The sequence below is a fragment of the Pseudomonas sp. NPDC086251 genome, assembly GCF_044746405.1.
Classification (GTDB): Bacteria; Pseudomonadota; Gammaproteobacteria; order Pseudomonadales; family Pseudomonadaceae; genus Aquipseudomonas.
The window spans coordinates 66,915-82,566 of the sequence record NZ_JBIVBY010000019.1 but is presented as its reverse complement, the minus strand read 5'-3'; the positions used below and the strand labels follow the sequence as shown (position 1 = coordinate 82,566).

The 15,652-nt window shown below is 60.4% G+C and carries 13 protein-coding genes; 1 reads left to right on the top strand and 12 read right to left on the bottom strand.

Annotation, left to right across the window (positions count from 1 at the left end):
- The 9 genes from ACIPL2_RS21790 to ACIPL2_RS21750 form a co-directional block, all read right to left on the bottom strand.
- The coding region (locus ACIPL2_RS21790; protein ID WP_401359518.1) for a glutamate synthase central domain-containing protein at positions 1 to 1,534 on the bottom strand (1,534 nt) is incomplete at its 3' end.
- Positions 1,535 to 1,883: 349 nt separating this feature from the next.
- On the bottom strand, positions 1,884 to 3,482 hold the full coding sequence (locus ACIPL2_RS21785) for an AAA family ATPase (protein WP_401359516.1): 1,599 nt from the start codon (positions 3,480 to 3,482) through the stop codon (positions 1,884 to 1,886).
- 10 nt (positions 3,483 to 3,492) lie between these two features.
- Entirely contained in the window at positions 3,493 to 4,593 is a 1,101-nt protein-coding gene (gene aroB / locus ACIPL2_RS21780) for a 3-dehydroquinate synthase (protein ID WP_401359513.1), read from the bottom strand.
- Positions 4,594 to 4,744: 151 nt separating this feature from the next.
- Positions 4,745 to 5,263, bottom strand: a complete 519-nt coding sequence (aroK, locus tag ACIPL2_RS21775) for a shikimate kinase AroK (protein WP_063854487.1) — start codon at positions 5,261 to 5,263, stop codon at positions 4,745 to 4,747.
- Positions 5,264 to 5,267: 4 nt separating this feature from the next.
- Complete coding sequence (gene pilQ, locus ACIPL2_RS21770) at positions 5,268 to 7,355, bottom strand: type IV pilus secretin PilQ (protein WP_401359509.1); 2,088 nt, start codon at positions 7,353 to 7,355, stop codon at positions 5,268 to 5,270.
- 13 nt (positions 7,356 to 7,368) lie between these two features.
- Complete coding sequence (locus ACIPL2_RS21765) at positions 7,369 to 7,896, bottom strand: pilus assembly protein PilP (RefSeq protein WP_401359507.1); 528 nt, start codon at positions 7,894 to 7,896, stop codon at positions 7,369 to 7,371.
- Complete coding sequence (pilO, locus tag ACIPL2_RS21760; RefSeq protein WP_401359505.1) at positions 7,893 to 8,516, bottom strand: type 4a pilus biogenesis protein PilO; 624 nt, start codon at positions 8,514 to 8,516, stop codon at positions 7,893 to 7,895. Before pilO ends, ACIPL2_RS21765 begins: the two co-directional genes overlap by 4 nt.
- The gene (locus ACIPL2_RS21755; protein WP_401359502.1) at positions 8,513 to 9,079 is read right to left on the bottom strand and encodes a PilN domain-containing protein; all 567 of its coding nucleotides are present in this window, start codon (positions 9,077 to 9,079) and stop codon (positions 8,513 to 8,515) included. The genes pilO and ACIPL2_RS21755 overlap by 4 nt, the downstream gene beginning before the upstream one ends.
- Positions 9,079 to 10,143 (bottom strand): pilus assembly protein PilM, encoded by a 1,065-nt coding sequence (locus ACIPL2_RS21750; RefSeq protein WP_401359500.1) that lies wholly within the window; start codon positions 10,141 to 10,143, stop codon positions 9,079 to 9,081. Before ACIPL2_RS21750 ends, ACIPL2_RS21755 begins: the two co-directional genes overlap by 1 nt.
- A 218-nt stretch (positions 10,144 to 10,361) precedes the next feature.
- On the opposite strand from ACIPL2_RS21750, the gene ACIPL2_RS21745 reads away from it, so the two are divergent.
- Complete coding sequence (locus ACIPL2_RS21745; protein ID WP_401359635.1) at positions 10,362 to 12,800, top strand: penicillin-binding protein 1A; 2,439 nt, start codon at positions 10,362 to 10,364, stop codon at positions 12,798 to 12,800.
- 233 nt (positions 12,801 to 13,033) lie between these two features.
- Here the strand turns inward: ACIPL2_RS21745 and ACIPL2_RS21740 are convergent, their stop codons facing one another.
- The 3 genes from ACIPL2_RS21740 to rpmE form a co-directional block, all read right to left on the bottom strand.
- Positions 13,034 to 14,302: a malic enzyme-like NAD(P)-binding protein gene (locus tag ACIPL2_RS21740; protein WP_059408179.1), complete on the bottom strand. Its 1,269-nt coding sequence runs from the start codon at positions 14,300 to 14,302 to the stop codon at positions 13,034 to 13,036.
- A 182-nt stretch (positions 14,303 to 14,484) separates the two neighbouring features.
- Positions 14,485 to 15,285 (bottom strand): thermonuclease family protein, encoded by an 801-nt coding sequence (locus tag ACIPL2_RS21735; protein ID WP_401359497.1) that lies wholly within the window; start codon positions 15,283 to 15,285, stop codon positions 14,485 to 14,487.
- Between the two features lie 14 nt (positions 15,286 to 15,299).
- Positions 15,300 to 15,533, bottom strand: a complete 234-nt coding sequence (rpmE, locus tag ACIPL2_RS21730; RefSeq protein WP_059408183.1) for a 50S ribosomal protein L31 — start codon at positions 15,531 to 15,533, stop codon at positions 15,300 to 15,302.
- Between the last annotated feature and the right edge of the window lie 119 nt (positions 15,534 to 15,652).

The window sequence follows — 15,652 nt, the reverse complement described above, 5'->3', positions numbered from 1 at the left end:
CGAACTGGTGGCGGAAATAGTCGTACGGCGTGCGCACGCGCTGGGACAGCACGGCCATCGGCGTGTCGTCGCCCATCGAGCCGACGGCTTCGTAGCCTTGCTCGCCGAGCGGACGCAGCACCTGGTCGCGCTCTTCGAACGTGACCTGATACATCTTCATGTACTGCTTGAGTTGGTCAACGTCGTAGAACGCCGAACCGTGGTCGTTATCTTCCATGGTCGCCTGGATGCGCAGGGCATTCTTGCGCAGCCATTGCTTGTACGGATGACGCGACTTCAAGCGGTTGTCGATGGCGTCGGTGTCGAGGATCTGACCGGTTTCGGTGTCCACGGCAAAGATCTGGCCCGGGCCAACACGGCCCTTGGCGATCACGTCTTCAGGCTGGTAGTTCCAGACACCGATTTCCGAGGCCAGGGTGATGAAACCGTTCTTGGTGGTGACCCAACGCGCCGGACGCAAACCGTTACGGTCGAGCAGGCACACCGCGTAGCGACCATCGGTCATGACCACGCCGGCCGGGCCGTCCCACGGTTCCATGTGCATCGAGTTGTATTCGTAGAACGCACGCAGGTCCGGGTCCATGGTTTCGACGTTCTGCCACGCAGGCGGAATGATCATCCGCACGCCACGGAACAGGTCGATGCCACCGGTGACCATCAGCTCGAGCATGTTGTCCATGCTCGAGGAGTCGGAGCCGACACGGTTGACCAGCGGGCCGAGCTCTTCGAGATCGGGCATCAGGTCGTTGGCGAACTTGGTGCGACGGGCCACGGCCCAGTTGCGGTTGCCGGTGATGGTGTTGATCTCGCCGTTGTGCGCCAGGAAGCGGAACGGTTGAGCCAGCGGCCATTTCGGCAGGGTGTTGGTGGAGAAGCGCTGGTGAAACACGCAGATCGCGGTTTGCAGGCGCTGGTCACTCAGGTCTGGATAGAAGGCGGTCAAATCCGCCGGCATCATCAGGCCTTTGTAAATGATGGTCTTGTGGGAAAAGCTGCAGATGTAGTGATCGACGTCGGCGGCATTGGCCACGGACGAGCGACGACGGGAGCTGAACAGCTTGATCGCCATGTCCTGATCGCTCAGGCCGGCGCCACCGATGAACACTTGTTCGATCTGCGGCAGGCGCTCGAGGGCCAGGCGGCCGAGGACGCTGGTGTCGATCGGCACTTTGCGCCAGCCGACCAGCTGCAGGCCGGCGGCCAGGATCTCGCGGTTCATGTTCTCGCGAGCGGCTTCGGCTTTGACCGGGTCCTGGTTGAAGAAGACCATGCCCACGGCATATTGCTTGGGCAGTTCGACGCCGAAGGTTTCCTGGGCGATGGCACGCAGGAACACATCCGGCTTCTGAATCAGCAGACCGCAACCGTCACCGGTCTTGCCGTCGGCGTTGATCCCACCGCGGTGGGTCATGCAGGTCAGGGCCTCGATGGCCGTTTGCAAAAGGGTATGACTGGGCTCGCCCTGCATATGGGCTATCAGGCCGAAACCGCAGTTATCCTTGAATTCATCTGGTTGGTACAGACCTGCTTTCATAGACACTTTCTCACCAGGCTGCCTCTTGTCGAGGCAAATTTCTTTTCAATTCAACCACTTACCATCCGCGCCGAACGTACGCCAGCTTTGCGGGGGCAAAAGGGAGGTCATTGTACACACCGACACAGGGGCTCACAAATTTGACGACGAACTGTCGCAAATCTATGTCGCATTTGTGAAAGGTTTAAAGCGATATGCTGTGCTAGTCAAAACTTTTTTAATTTTGACCGCAACGACTCAAAGACTACTGTGACGCAGACACCACAAGGCACGCGGTCTGGGGAGACGGCATGCTCTTGCAGAAATTTGAGGTGCCGGGAGAGGCGGCCTGGGTAAGGCCGCCGAATCTTCAGCGAGTTGTTGCCAGTTCCTGTTGGACGCTGGCGACAGTGCGAGGCCAAGGTTTACCAGCCTGAACCTTCGCTGGCAAGGCCTTGATGGCGGTAAGGGCTGCATCACGGTTGGCGAAGCTGCCGTAGGTGATGACGTAAAGCGGTTTGCCGTTGAGGACTTTCTTGAAATAACGGTACTCGCCGCCCTGCTCTTTCACGAAGCTCTGTGCGGACGCTTCGGAGCTGGTGCCGAGGATCTGCACCACGTAGTTACCCGGCGCTTGACCCGCGTACCAGGTGCCACCGGCAGCCTTGGCCACGGTGGTTGGTTTCTCCGCTGGCTTGGCGGCGGCGGCAGCAACGGCTGGCTTGGCGGGCGCTGGAGCCGGCTTGACGGCAGGTGCTACCGGGGCTGGCTTGGCAGTCGCGACTTGAGTCGGCGCAGGCGCTGGTTTGGCAGCCGGTGTCGGCGCAGGGCCGGCCGACAGGCCTGCTGGCGGCGCAGTCGTGGTGACGGTCGGCGGCGTGGCGCTGGAACCTTCGATCGGCACGCCGTCGTCGCCTTCGGTGATGCCACCGGCCGCTTCGGCCAACGGACCGCGCATGACCGGCTGCGAGTTGCCGACCAGCGGCAATGGCATCGGTTGCGAGTTACCGGCGAATTCGACGGAAGGTGCACCGCCGCTGTTCGGTTGTGGCGTGCCCTGGCCGAGCGGCAGTTGCGCTTGCTCGTTGGCAGGCGCGCCAGTGGTCGGTGCTTTGCTGCGACCCGGCATCAACCAGGCGGCGGCTACCGCGACCACGACAACGGCGGAAATCGCCAATACGTGTTTCTTCGGCATGTTGAACCCCATACTTGGACGCTTCACCGCAGAGCGGCTGGCAATCATGGCTTCGATCATTGCATCGCGGGCAACCTGGTTGATGGTGCCAGGCCAACCGTCGGAGCTTTCGTGAATATCAGAGATCTGATCTGCGGTGAAAAGTTCGATACCCCGACCGGCGCCTTCGAGCCGCTGGTCCAGGTATTCGCGAGTCTCTTCTTCGGTGTAGGGCTGCAATTCGATGACGTGGAAGCGCTCTTCCTCGAGGCTCAGCGCCTCCAGTTGAGCGATCAGCGAGGATTCGCCGAACAGGAATACGTGCGGGCGACCTTCCGGTGCACCGGCCGCCAACGCCATCAAGGCTTCCAGCGCGGATTCGTCGAGCTGCTCGGCGTCATCCACCAGCAAATAGACTTCCTGTCCGGTCAGGGCAAGCTGCACCACTTGGGCCAGGATCGCACCGATCTCGGCCTGGGCGACGTTCAGCGCCTGGGCCACCTGACGCAGAACGCCAGCCGAATCACCCGCGCCACGGGCGGAAACCACCACGCTTTGCACCGATTGCTTGTTGGTGCTGGCCACCAGGGCCTGACGCAACAAGGTCTTGCCACTGCCTTGCGGGCCGGTGACCACCAGCAGCAATTGGCTGTAGCGCGCCAGATGATGCAATTGTCCCAGCACCGGTTTGCGCTGGGCCGGGAAGAATTTGAAGCCAGGCACCCGTGGAGCGAAAGGGTCGTGACTCAACTGGTAATGGCCGAGGAAAGCCTCGTCGGCATGCAAACTAGTCATCGGGATCTTATTAACCTTTAAGCTGAGCCAGGGCGCGGTAATCCGCTCCCAGCGTGGCCTGTAAAACCTCTTTCGGATAATCGTCGGTCACCACTGCTTCGCCCATGTGGCGCAGCAGCACCAGGCGCAAACGACCGTCGATCACTTTCTTGTCAATTGCCATGTGTTCGAGAAAATCGGCTTCGGTCATCTCTTCAGGCGGAATGACCGGCAGGCCGGCCCGTTGGAACAGACGAATACCGCGATCGCGCTCTTGTTCGCTGATCCAGCCCAGGCGCATGGACATTTCCAGGGCCATTACGGTGCCAGCAGCGACCGCCTCACCATGTAGCCAGACACCATAGCCCATATGGGTTTCGATGGCGTGGCCGAAGGTATGACCGAGGTTGAGCGTGGCGCGCACGCCGGTTTCCCGTTCGTCGGCACCGACCACTGCAGCCTTGGCGGCGCAGGAGCGTTCGATGGCGTAGGTCAGGGCAACCTGGTCCAGGGCACGCAGGCGATCGACGTTTTCTTCGAGCCAGGTCAGGAACGGCTCGTCGCAGATCAGCCCGTACTTGATGACTTCAGCAAGCCCGGCAGACAGTTCGCGGGCCGGCAGGGTGTTGAGGGTGGCGGTATCGATCAGCACGACGTTCGGCTGATAGAAAGCGCCGACCATGTTCTTGCCCAGCGGATGGTTGATCCCGGTCTTGCCGCCGACCGAGGAATCGACTTGCGACAACAAGGTGGTCGGGATCTGGATGAAATCGACACCGCGCTGGTAGCAGGCGGCAGCAAAACCGGCCATGTCGCCAATCACGCCGCCACCGAGGGCGATCACCGTGGTGCGACGGTCGTGCCGTGCGGTCAGCAGACCGTCGAAAATCAGTTGCAGGGTTTCCCAGGTCTTGAAGGCTTCGCCGTCGGGCAGCACCACGGACACCACCGAGAACGGTGCGAGGCTGCGGGTCAGACGTTCGAGATAGAGCGGCGCAACGGTCTCGTTGGAGATAATCGCCACTTGCCGTCCGCGAATATGCGGGGCCAGCAGCTCAGGCTGATCCAACAAACCTTCGCCAATATGAATCGGGTAGCTGCGCTCGCCTAGATCGACCTTGAGTGTCTGCATGTGTCCCCACAGTGAAGATGGAATCAGGCGTCCTGCCCTGAGTTATCGAAAGTCCACGGCCTCTGCTGGTGTGACGCCGTTCGGTAGCCATCCGCCACAACCTTGAGCGGCCGTGACAGGACGCCGAGGATAGCGCATTTCGCGCTGCGCTTTAACGGGGAGGTAGCTGCTGCAAGCGTTCGAGAATATCGAGCACCACCATTCGTGGCGGCCGCTCATCGGTTTCCACCACCAGGTCGGCGATTTCCCGATAAAGCGGATCACGGATCGCCAGCAGATCCCGAAGGGTCTTGGCCGGGTCGGCGGTACGCAGCAATGGCCGATTGCGGTCACGGGAAGTGCGGCCGACCTGCTGCTCGACAGAAGCATGCAGATAGACCACGCGACCACCGGCGCGCAGCGCCCGACGATTGGCCTCGCGCATGACGGCCCCGCCACCGGTGGCCAATACCACGCCATCGCAGTCGCACAGCTCGGCAATCATCGCCTGCTCGCGATCACGAAAGCCCGGCTCGCCTTCCTTATCGAAGATCCACGGGATATTGGCGCCCGTGCGCAATTCAATTTCCTTATCGGAATCTTTGAACGGCAGGCGCAGCTCTTTGGCCAGCAACCGGCCGATGGTGCTTTTTCCAGCCCCCATCGGTCCAACAAGAATCAAATTTCGCACAGAATCAACGACTCACAGCAATCGCCTGGTTATTCATGATACGCGGTGTGAGAAACACCAACAGCTCGGATTTTTTCTCCGAAACCACGTCACGCCGGAAAAGGCGGCCAAGATACGGCACATCGCCAAGAAATGGCACCTTATCTACAACCTTGCTTTGAGTATTTGAGAAAACCCCGCCAATCACGATGGTCTCGCCGTCGTTGACCAGGACCTTGGCGTTGACCTCGTTTTTCTTGATCGGCGGCACATCCTGCACTTTGTTCAGGTAGTCCGGTTCGTCCTTGGTGACCTTGACCTCCATGATGATGCGGTTGTCCGGGGTGATCTGCGGCGTGACTTCCAGGGACAGCGACGCCTCCTTGAACGACACCGACGTAGCGCCGCTGGAGCTGGCTTCCTGGTAGGGAATTTCCGTGCCCTTGAGGATTTTCGCGGTTTCCTTGTCGGACGTGACCACCTTGGGCTGGGAGACGATTTCGCCGTTGCCGGTCTTCTCCATCGCCGTCAGTTCCAGATCGAGCAATACGTTGTCCGTGATGAAGGCGATGCCGATCCCCGAGGTGTTGGCGGCCGTTCCCAGGTCGACGAACGGTGAGTTGGTGCTGGTGCTGCCGGGCGTGCCGATGGTCGACGAGGCATTTGCACCGTTACTGACCCCGGAAGTGTTCCAGTTGCCTTTGTTCTGTACCGAGCCGCCCCAGCGCACACCGAGGCTTTTGTCGTAGTCGACGTTGGCTTCGACGATCCGCGCCTCGATCATCACCTGACGCACCGGAATATCCAGTTGCGCGACGATACGACGGAGTTCGTCGAGGCGTTCCTGGGTCTGGTAGGCAATGATGTTATTGGTCCGCTCATCCACCGTGATCGAACCCCGCTCATCGGCTTTTGCCTCGGCACTGGTCACCGACTGGAACAGTTTGGCGATATCGGCGGCTTTGGCGTAGTTGACCTGTAGAAGCTCGCGACGCAGCGGTGCCAGATCGGCAATTTGTTTCTGCGACTCTAGCTCCTGTTGCTCTCGGGCGGCTATTTCTGCGGCCGGCGCCACCAGCAAGACATTGCCGATCTTGCGCTTATCGAGGCCTTTGGTTTTCAGCACCAGGTCCAGCGCCTGATCCCATGGCACGTTCTGCAAGCGCAGGGTAATGCCGCCCTGCACCGTGTCGCTGGCCACCAGGTTGAGATTGGTGAAATCGGCGATCAGCTGCAGCACCGAGCGCACGTCGATGTCCTGGAAATTCAGGGAGAGCTTTTCACCGGTGTAGGCAAAACGTTCGGTGTTGCGCTTCTGCAAGTCGTCGACGGTCATTGGCCGGATGCTGACGGTCAGTTTGTTGTCGGTCTGATAGGTCGAATAATCAAAGGCGCCGCTGGGCTCGATGCTGATCGTGGCGCGATCACCGGTGGCACTGGCGTTGACAAACTGCACCGGCGTGGCGAAATCCTTGACGTCGAGGCGCACCCGCAACGGTTCGGGCAATTGCGTCCTAGCGAAACCGAGGATGATTTTTCCATCCCGTTCCTGAATGTCCGGCGCGATGGACGGATCCGACAGATCGATCACCACATTGCCTTCACCCTGGGTGCCGCGCTGGAAATCCACGCCGCGGATGGCTTTGCCCACCGGCGCATAGGCCCTCGCCGGGGCTGGCGTTGCAACCGCCGCACGCGTCGCCTTGGGAGCCGGGCTGGCGGCCGTTTTGTTGGCGCCCTGACCGACCACCACGAACAGCGTGTTGCCTTCGACCCGTGCGTTGTATGGCGTCAACTGGGTCAGGTTGATGATCAGCCGCGCGCGGTCCTTGGCCTCGACAACCGTGGCACTGCGGGCATTGCCCCCGCCCAGGTCACGACTCTTGTTCGCCAGCTTGCTGACAACTCCGGGCAGGTCCAGGGCAATCCGTGCCGGTTGTTCGGTGGTGTAGCCGTGGGGCGTCGGGGGCGGCCCATCGAATGACAACTTCAACTCGACGCGGTCCCCCGGCAGCGCTGCGACATCCAGCGTTTTGAGGTTGGCCGCTTGTACCATCGGCGACAGCAGCGCTATCCATAGCGAAATACCGAAGGTGGAGAAAATCCTGTTCATTATTCGAGTTCCACTATGAGTGCTCTTTCAAAGGGATGGTCCGCGGCCGCTCCAGCCAGGCGCCTTCGCCGTCGGGAACGATTTCGACCACATCGACCTGGGAACCGCTGATGGCGACAATCCGCCCATCGTTGCGCCCCAGGTAATCGCCGACTTTCAACCGATGCACACCACCCGCCCCGCGCAGCAGCGCAAAGGAGCCATTTGCATTGGAGATCGTGCCGACCATTTCAAACTGCTCGATGTTGAAACCTTCGAGGTATTGCTTGACCCGATTGGTGTCGGGCTTGACGTTGCGCGAGCCGTGTTTCTGGCCAGCCAGGTCCACTCTGACCTGCCGCGAAAACGGGCTTCGCAGGTTAGCGGCGTTGTAGGTGAATGTTGGGTAAGACCGAAATGTCGGCGTTGGTTCAATCTTGCCCGGCGCACGCAAACGCATTTCGTTCATGTACGCATCCAGGTCAGTGAAATCAGTGTCGCTGCCACAACCGGCCAGACCGACCACCAGCATCACTATCGAAAAACCACGAATCGGGCTCATTTTTGCAGCCCCTTGTCGTTGTAGCGGTAGGTCTTGGCGAGGATGCTCATGCGCAACTTCGGCCCCCCCTCGGGATCGGCCGGTGCGACATCGAAATCATGCAGGGTGACGATCCGCGGCAGTCCCGCCACGCCGCTGACGAACGTGGCCAGGTCGTGATAGGCGCCGGTAACGGTGATCTGGATTGGCAGTTCGATGTAGAACTGCTGGGTGACCTCCGGCAGCAATTTGATCTCTTCGAACTCCAGGCCACTGCCCAGGCCGGTGCGGGTGATGTCCTCCAGCAGGCCCGGCACTTCGGTGTCGCTGGGCAATTGCCGCAGCAGCACACCAAAGGAGTTCTCCATTTGCTTCATCTGCTGGGTATACAGCTCCAGGTTCGCCGCCATGTGCGCCTTGTTGGCAAATTGCTCCTTGAGCGTCGACTCTTCCTCACGCTTGAGTTCGAGTTGGCTGTTGAGTTCGCTGGTGGAAAAGCTGTAGCCCAATGCCAGCACCAGAATCATCAGCAAGGCACTGGCCAGCGCCTTGATCGCTGGCGGCCAGGAGCCGATGTTGTTGGTGTCCAGATCGTTGAGGTCAATCTTGCGTAGTGCTTCCAACCAAGTGGACAGACTCATTGGCCGCCCTCCACAGCGGCAGGCTGAGTCTGACGAACGGTCAACTGAAAGACGTTGGCCTGATCCAGCTGACCTGCCGTGGTCGCTTTGACTTCCGTGAGGTTGGGCGCATCGAACCAGTCGGACGCATCCAGATTACGCATGAGGTCTGAAACCCGATTGTTGGACTCTGCCGCGCCCGCGATGGACAAGGTCTTGCCCGTCATTTTCACTTCGGTGAAATACACGCCATCGGGCAAGGTCCGCGCCAACTGGTCGAATATCCGCCCGCTGATCGGCCGATTGCCTTGCAGGTCCTGGATGATGCGCATGCGCTCGACCAGTTGCTGGCGACGGGCTTTCAGGTCGCTGATCTGTTTGATCCGCTCGTCGACCACGGCAATCTGTTTGCCAATGTAATCGTTACGGGCAACTTGCCGATCGATGGCGCCGTTGATCGCCTGATTCGCGATCAGCACCGCGCCCACCGAACCCACCAGCACGCCGACCAGCGCCAGCAAAAAGCGTTTGCGGCGCGCTTCTCGCAGCTCTTCGCGCCAGGGTAAAAGATTGATCCGCGCCATCAGTCGAAACTCCTGAGGGCCAGCCCGCAGGCGATCATCAGTGCCGGCGCATCACTGGCCAATGCACCGGCGTTGACCTTGCTGCCAAGGGCCATGTTGGAGAAAGGGTTGGCCACCTGAGTCGGCGTGCCCAATCGCTGCTCGATCAAGCGATCCAGCCCCGGGACAGAAGCGGTGCCGCCGGCCAGCAGGATGTGATCGACCGAGGTGTACTGGCCCGAAGCGAAGAAAAACTGCAACGAACGCGACACCTGTTGCACCAGTGCATCACGAAACGGCTGCAACACTTCGCTGACGTAATCGTCGGGCAAACCGCCTTGCTTCTTCGCCAGCCCCGCCTGTTCGACGGTCAGGCCGTAACGCCGCTGGATCTCTTCCGTCAGCTGACGCCCGCCGAACAATTGTTCACGGGTGTAGATGATCTTGCCGTTGTGCAGGACGCTCAGGGTGGTCATGGTGGCGCCGATGTCGACCACCGCGACCATCAGACGCTCCTGAGAGACAGCCAGCTGCCCCGCCAGCAAGCCGAAACAGCGTTCCAGCGCGTAGGCCTCGACGTCGACCACACGCGCCGTCAGCCCCGCCAGGGCCAGGGCCGCTTCACGGACCTCGACGTTTTCCTTGCGACAGGCCGCCAGCAGCACATTGACTCGCTCGGGATTGCGCTCGGAAGCACCCTGGACTTCGAAATCGATGGCGACTTCGTCCAATGGATAAGGGATGTATTGATCAGCCTCGATTTTCAGCTGGTTTTCCATCTCGTCGTCGGAAAGACCGGCATCCATCTCGATGGTCTTGGTGATCACCGCCGAACCGGCCACGGCCACAGCGACGTTCCTGAGAGGGGTCCGGGCCTTGAGCAGCACCCGCGCAAGGGCCTGCCCCACACCTTCGAGCTCGGCAATATTTTTTTCGACCACGGCACTGGCGGGCAACGGTTCAACCGCATAGGCCTCGACCCGATAACGGTCGCCCTGGCGGCTCAGCTCCAGCAGTTTCACCGACGTGGAGCTGATATCGATGCCCAGCAGCGTGTTGGCCTTTTTGTTGAAGAGTCCTAGCACTACCAATTCCCTATGACTATCCGTGAGTTACGGACTCTGTAATATCCATTGCGTTCAAACCACCCGTCTTGACAGCAGCGCAAATGACGCTCTCGACGTAAAAATGCTTATAATGCCCAGCGTTTTTTTCCGGTTTTTACTTCAAGCGCGGGTCGTTCCCTGTTTATCTGAACCCTGATGCCCAATTCATTCTTTACCCTGGATGTCCAAAAGCCTTGATTCGTCTGCTGAAATTTTTCGGTTGGTCCATCGTCGCCGTTTTCTGCGGACTGCTCCTTGGTCTCAGCGGTGCATTTCTCTACCTTAGTCCGGGATTGCCGTCCGTGGAGGCGTTGAGAAGCATTCAGTTGCAGATTCCTTTGCGGGTCTACAGCAGCGACAACAAGTTGATCGCAGAATTTGGCGAAATGCGCCGGACTCCGATCCGTTTCGCCGACATTCCCCCCAATTTCATCAATGCGTTACTAAGTGCTGAAGACGACAACTTCGCCAATCACTACGGCGTCGATCCGAGCAGTCTGATGCGCGCCGCCACGCAATTGGTAAAAAGCGGACACATTCAGTCGGGCGGTAGCACCATCACCATGCAGGTGGCGAAGAACTTCTTCCTGACCAGCGAACGCAGCTTCTCGCGCAAGACCACCGAAATTCTCCTGGCCCTGCAGATCGAACGGCAGCTGACCAAGGACGAGATCCTTGAGCTGTACGTCAACAAGATCTACCTGGGTAACCGCGCCTACGGCATCGAGGCGGCGGCGCAGGTCTATTACGGCAAATCGATTCGTGACGTCAGCCTGGCGCAGATGGCGATGATCGCCGGCCTGCCAAAAGCCCCGTCACGCTTCAACCCGCTGGCCAACCCGGCCCGCAGCAAAGAGCGTCGCGACTGGATCCTCGGGCGCATGTACAAGCTCGGCAAAATCACCGAAGCCGACTACACCACCGCAATCAACGAGCCGCTCAACGCCAGTTATCACGTACCGACCCCGGAAGTGAACGCCCCGTATATCGCTGAAATGGCCCGTGCCGAAATGGTCGGGCGTTATGGCAGCGACGCGTACACCGAAGGTTTCCGTGTGACCACCACCGTGCCGAGCAATTTGCAGGAAATGGCCAACACCGCGCTCCACGAAGGCTTGATGGCTTACGACCAGCGCCATGGCTATCGCGGCCCTGAGTCGCGCCTGCCGGGCAAGACGCGTGAGGCGTGGGCGGTTGAGCTGACCAAGCAACGCACCATCAGCACCCTTGAACCGGCCATCGTGACTCAGGTCGACAAGAACGGCCTGCAAGTGATGACCCGCACCGGTGACGAACACGTCGCCTGGGACAGCATGAAATGGGCGCGTCCGTTCCTCAACACCAACAGCATGGGCGCCAATCCGAAGCAGCCGTCGGACGTCGCCCAAGTCGGCGACCTGATTCGTGTGCAGCGCCAGCCGGACAATTCGCTGAAGTTCAGCCAGATTCCACAGGCACAGGGCGCACTGGTGTCCCTCGACCCGCAGAACGGCGCGATCCGCTCGCTGGTCGGCGGCTTCGCCTTCGAACAGAGCAACTACAACCGCGCGATGCAGGCCAAGCGTCAGCCGGGCTCGAGCTTCAAGCCGTTCGTCTACAGCGCCGCACTGGATAACGGCTATACCGCTGCCAGCCTGGTGAACGACGCACCGATCGTGTTCGTCGACGAGTACCTGGACAAGGTCTGGCGTCCGAAGAACGACACCAACACGTTCCTCGGCCCGATCCGCATGCGCGAGGCGCTGTACAAGTCGCGCAACCTGGTGTCGATCCGCCTGTTGCAAGCGCTGGGTGTCGACCGCACCATCGACTACATCAGCAAGTTCGGCTTCAACAAGCAGGACCTGCCGCGCAACCTGTCCCTGGCCCTGGGCACCGCGACCCTGACGCCGATGGAAATCGCCACCGGCTGGAGCACCTTCGCCAACGGCGGCTACAAGATCACCCCGTACATCATCGACAAGATCGAAAGCCGCAATGGCGACACGCTGTTCGTCGCCAACCCGCCGAGCGTGCCGAAGGGTGAAGTCGTCAGCGATGGCATCGCCGCGCCGGTTGCCAATGCCATCACGGTCAACGCAACCCCGAGCGACACGCTGACGGCACAACCCGCGCCGCCAACGCCGGCCGTGGCCGAACGCATCGTCGATGGTCGCACCACGTTCATCCTCAACAGCATGCTCGAGGACGTGATCAAGCTCGGCACCGGCCGCCGCGCTTTGGCCATGGGCCGTCCCGACATCGCCGGCAAGACCGGTACTACCAACGAATCCAAGGACGCCTGGTTCTCCGGCTACAACGCCGATTACGTGACCACCGTCTGGACCGGTTTCGACCAACCGGAAAGCCTCGGTAAACGTGAGTTCGGTGGCACCGTCGCGCTGCCGATCTGGATGAATTACATGAGCGCCGCGCTCAAGGACAAGCCGCCGCATACGCAAGCGGAGCCGGAAGGCATCCTCAGCCTGCGGGTCGACCCGGTCAGCGGCCGTGCCGCCACCCCAGGCACGCCAGGCGCCTACTTCGAGCTGTTCAAGGCCGAAGACACGCCACCGTCGGCCAACGAGCTGGGCAACGGCACTGCGCCGGGCAGCCCACTGCCGGCGGATGAAGCGGCGCCGATCGATTTGTTCTGATCGCAGCGCCACCCAAAAGCCCCGCCTTCGAGAGAAGCGCGGGGCTTTTTTTGTATCCCGGTTGCCTGTGCGGGCCTCTTCGCGGGCAAGCCTCGCTCCTACAGGGTTGGCGCAATCCCTGTAGGAACGAGGCTCGCCCGCGAAGGGTCTTTCACAGACACCACAAAAACCACAGGCAATAAAAAACCCCGTCTCACAAGAGCCGGGGTTTTCAGTTGAAGCGTTACAAGGGCTTAGCCGTTGAACACGTCATCCACGCTTTTCAGCGGGTAGTTCTTCGGATACGGCAGGGTGGCTACGCCGGTCTCGATGGCGGCCTTGGCCACGGCATCGGAGATCACGGTGATCAGGCGTGCATCCATTGGTTTCGGAATGATGTACTCACGACCGAATTCCAGCTTGATACCGCCGTAGGCGTCGCACACTTCCTGAGGCACCGGCAGTTTGGCCAGTTCACGCAGGGCGTTGGCCGCGGCCACTTTCATTTCTTCGTTGATGCGCTTGGCGCGAACGTCCAGGGCACCGCGGAAGATGAACGGGAAGCCCAGTACGTTGTTGACCTGGTTCGGGTAGTCCGAACGACCGGTCGCCATGATCACGTCGTCACGGGTGGCGTGCGCCAGTTCCGGGGAGATTTCCGGATCAGGGTTGGAGCACGCGAACACGATCGGGTTGGCCGCCATGGATTTCAGGCCTTCGGCGCTCAGCAGGTTCGGGCCGGACAGGCCGACGAACACGTCAGCACCGGTCAGGGCGTCAGCCAGGGTGCGCTTGTCGGTCGCGTGAGCGAAGACAGCCTTGTACTGGTTCAGGTCGTCACGGCCGGAGTGGATCACGCCGGTGCGGTCAACCATGAAGATATTTTCGATGCTGGCGCCCATGCTCACCAGCAATTTCATGCAGGAGATGGCGGCCGCACCGGCGCCCAGGCAGACGATCTTGGCGTCGGCGAGGGTTTTGCCAGCGATTTCCAGGGCGTTGATCATGCCGGCCGCGGTAACGATCGCGGTGCCGTGCTGGTCATCGTGGAACACCGGAATGTCGCACTGCTCGATCAGCGCGCGTTCGATCTCAAAGCACTCAGGTGCCTTGATGTCTTCCAGGTTGATGCCGCCGAAGGTGATGGAGATGCGCTTGACGGTGTCGATGAAGGCTTGCGGGCTTTCGGAGTCGACTTCGATGTCGAACACGTCGATGCCGGCGAAGCGCTTGAACAGCACGCCTTTACCTTCCATGACCGGCTTGGAAGCCAATGGGCCGAGGTTACCCAGGCCGAGAATCGCGGTGCCATCGGAAATGACTGCAACCAGGTTGCCTTTGCCGGTGTATTTGTAGGCCAGTTCAGGATCGCGGGCGATTTCGCGTACTGGTTCGGCTACGCCGGGGCTGTAGGCCAGCGACAGGTCGCGGGCGGTAGCAGTGGCTTTGGTGAGCTCGACACTCAGCTTCCCTGGACGAGGATGGGCGTGATATTCGAGAGCGGCAGTTTTCAAATCAGACATGTGGGCATTCCGCTTTTACTGTTGGACAGACGGACCGCCGAGGATACGCGCCTCGCAAAGTCCCCACAAGACTGACCAGTCACCCCTGTCAAGCGCCCGCCCCTACGACTTTGGGCCAAGAGCCACGGAACACAAGGGATAGACTGTTCACAATCGACAGAAAAAATGTCTACAATTTTTTATCAGGGCGCGACTTGAAGCATCGCCGGATCGGTCAATGGCAGCAGCCAGCGCGCCTGCCCTTCCTTGAGTCCGCCACGGCGCGAACGGTCCAGCACCCAGCCGCGCGCCTCGACCTGCTTGCCTTCCAGCCGTTCCAGAGACGCGACATCGAATGGCCCGAATAAATTGGGTGCAACGCGCAATACAACGGAATCCTGCAACTCGATCCAAACCCCGCCGCGATTGCGCTGAACCTTGCTCACACGACCGCTGAGCACGGCGAAACCGGAAGCACTGATCTGCTCCGCTTTCAGTACAGGCGATTGCCGCCAAATCCCGAGCCCGGCCTGACGGGCACTGCGTTCCGCCGCTTGCTGACAGTCGACCAGATCGACATTCGGCGCCACCGCGACCTGGAAACCGAGGCCTTCGGCGAGCATCTGTGCTTCAAGGTTGCTGCCATTGGCGCTGTAGACATGGGCCAAGGTGCGACCGTAATGGTCTTTGCTCTCTTTGCCGGGCAACAAACCGACTTGCCCGTCGCTGGCCGCTACCAGCGCTTCCAGGCGTTTGCGCGCCGCCACGGCGAATGGCTCATCGGAACGGCCTTTCTTGCCCAGCTCCGGCGTATTCAAACCGATCATGCGCACGCTGCGGCCGTCGGCCAGGCGCAACGTGTCACCATCCACCACCCGCTGTACCGCGACTGACGTCAGCCCGCCGGGTGTCGGGCAGAAGGCCTGGGCGCCGGAAAGCCAAATCGCGGACACAAAAAAGGCGCCCGCGAGGGACGCCTTTTTCATCAGCAAGGAAAAGCCCATCGGGCTTTTCAACCTTACTCTGCAGCAGCAGGAGCTTTGGTTTTGCCGAAAGCACCGAAACGGTCTGCGAAGCGCTGTACACGGCCGCCAGTATCCAGAGTCTTCTGCTTACCGGTGTAGAACGGGTGGCACTCGTTGCATACGTCAGTACCCAGTGGCTTGCACAGGTTCGAACGAGTTTCGAACTTGTTGCCGCAGCTGCAAGTTACTTCGATGGTTTCGTATGCTGGATGGATATCGGCTTTCATGGTGTATTCCTCAGGCTAGCGTGCCGCCACTCAACACTATTGTTGAATACCGCACGTAATTAGGCCGCGGATTCTACCAGACAATGCCAATCGCGCAAGCTGTCGCTTCTACCGACCGT

Excerpts from the sequence above, each read along its gene's own strand:
- ACIPL2_RS21785 (WP_401359516.1), bottom strand. The coding sequence starts at position 3,482 with ATGACTAGTTTGCATGCCGACGAGGCTTTCCTCGGCCATTACCAGTTG.
- aroB (WP_401359513.1), bottom strand. The coding sequence starts at position 4,593 with ATGCAGACACTCAAGGTCGATCTAGGCGAGCGCAGCTACCCGATTCAT.
- pilQ (WP_401359509.1), bottom strand. The coding sequence starts at position 7,355 with ATGAACAGGATTTTCTCCACCTTCGGTATTTCGCTATGGATAGCGCTG.
- ACIPL2_RS21765 (WP_401359507.1), bottom strand. The coding sequence starts at position 7,896 with ATGAGCCCGATTCGTGGTTTTTCGATAGTGATGCTGGTGGTCGGTCTG.
- pilO (WP_401359505.1), bottom strand. The coding sequence starts at position 8,516 with ATGAGTCTGTCCACTTGGTTGGAAGCACTACGCAAGATTGACCTCAAC.
- ACIPL2_RS21755 (WP_401359502.1), bottom strand. The coding sequence starts at position 9,079 with ATGGCGCGGATCAATCTTTTACCCTGGCGCGAAGAGCTGCGAGAAGCG.
- ACIPL2_RS21740 (WP_059408179.1), bottom strand. The coding sequence starts at position 14,302 with ATGTCTGATTTGAAAACTGCCGCTCTCGAATATCACGCCCATCCTCGT.
- ACIPL2_RS21735 (WP_401359497.1), bottom strand. The coding sequence starts at position 15,285 with ATGGGCTTTTCCTTGCTGATGAAAAAGGCGTCCCTCGCGGGCGCCTTT.
- rpmE (WP_059408183.1), bottom strand. The coding sequence starts at position 15,533 with ATGAAAGCCGATATCCATCCAGCATACGAAACCATCGAAGTAACTTGC.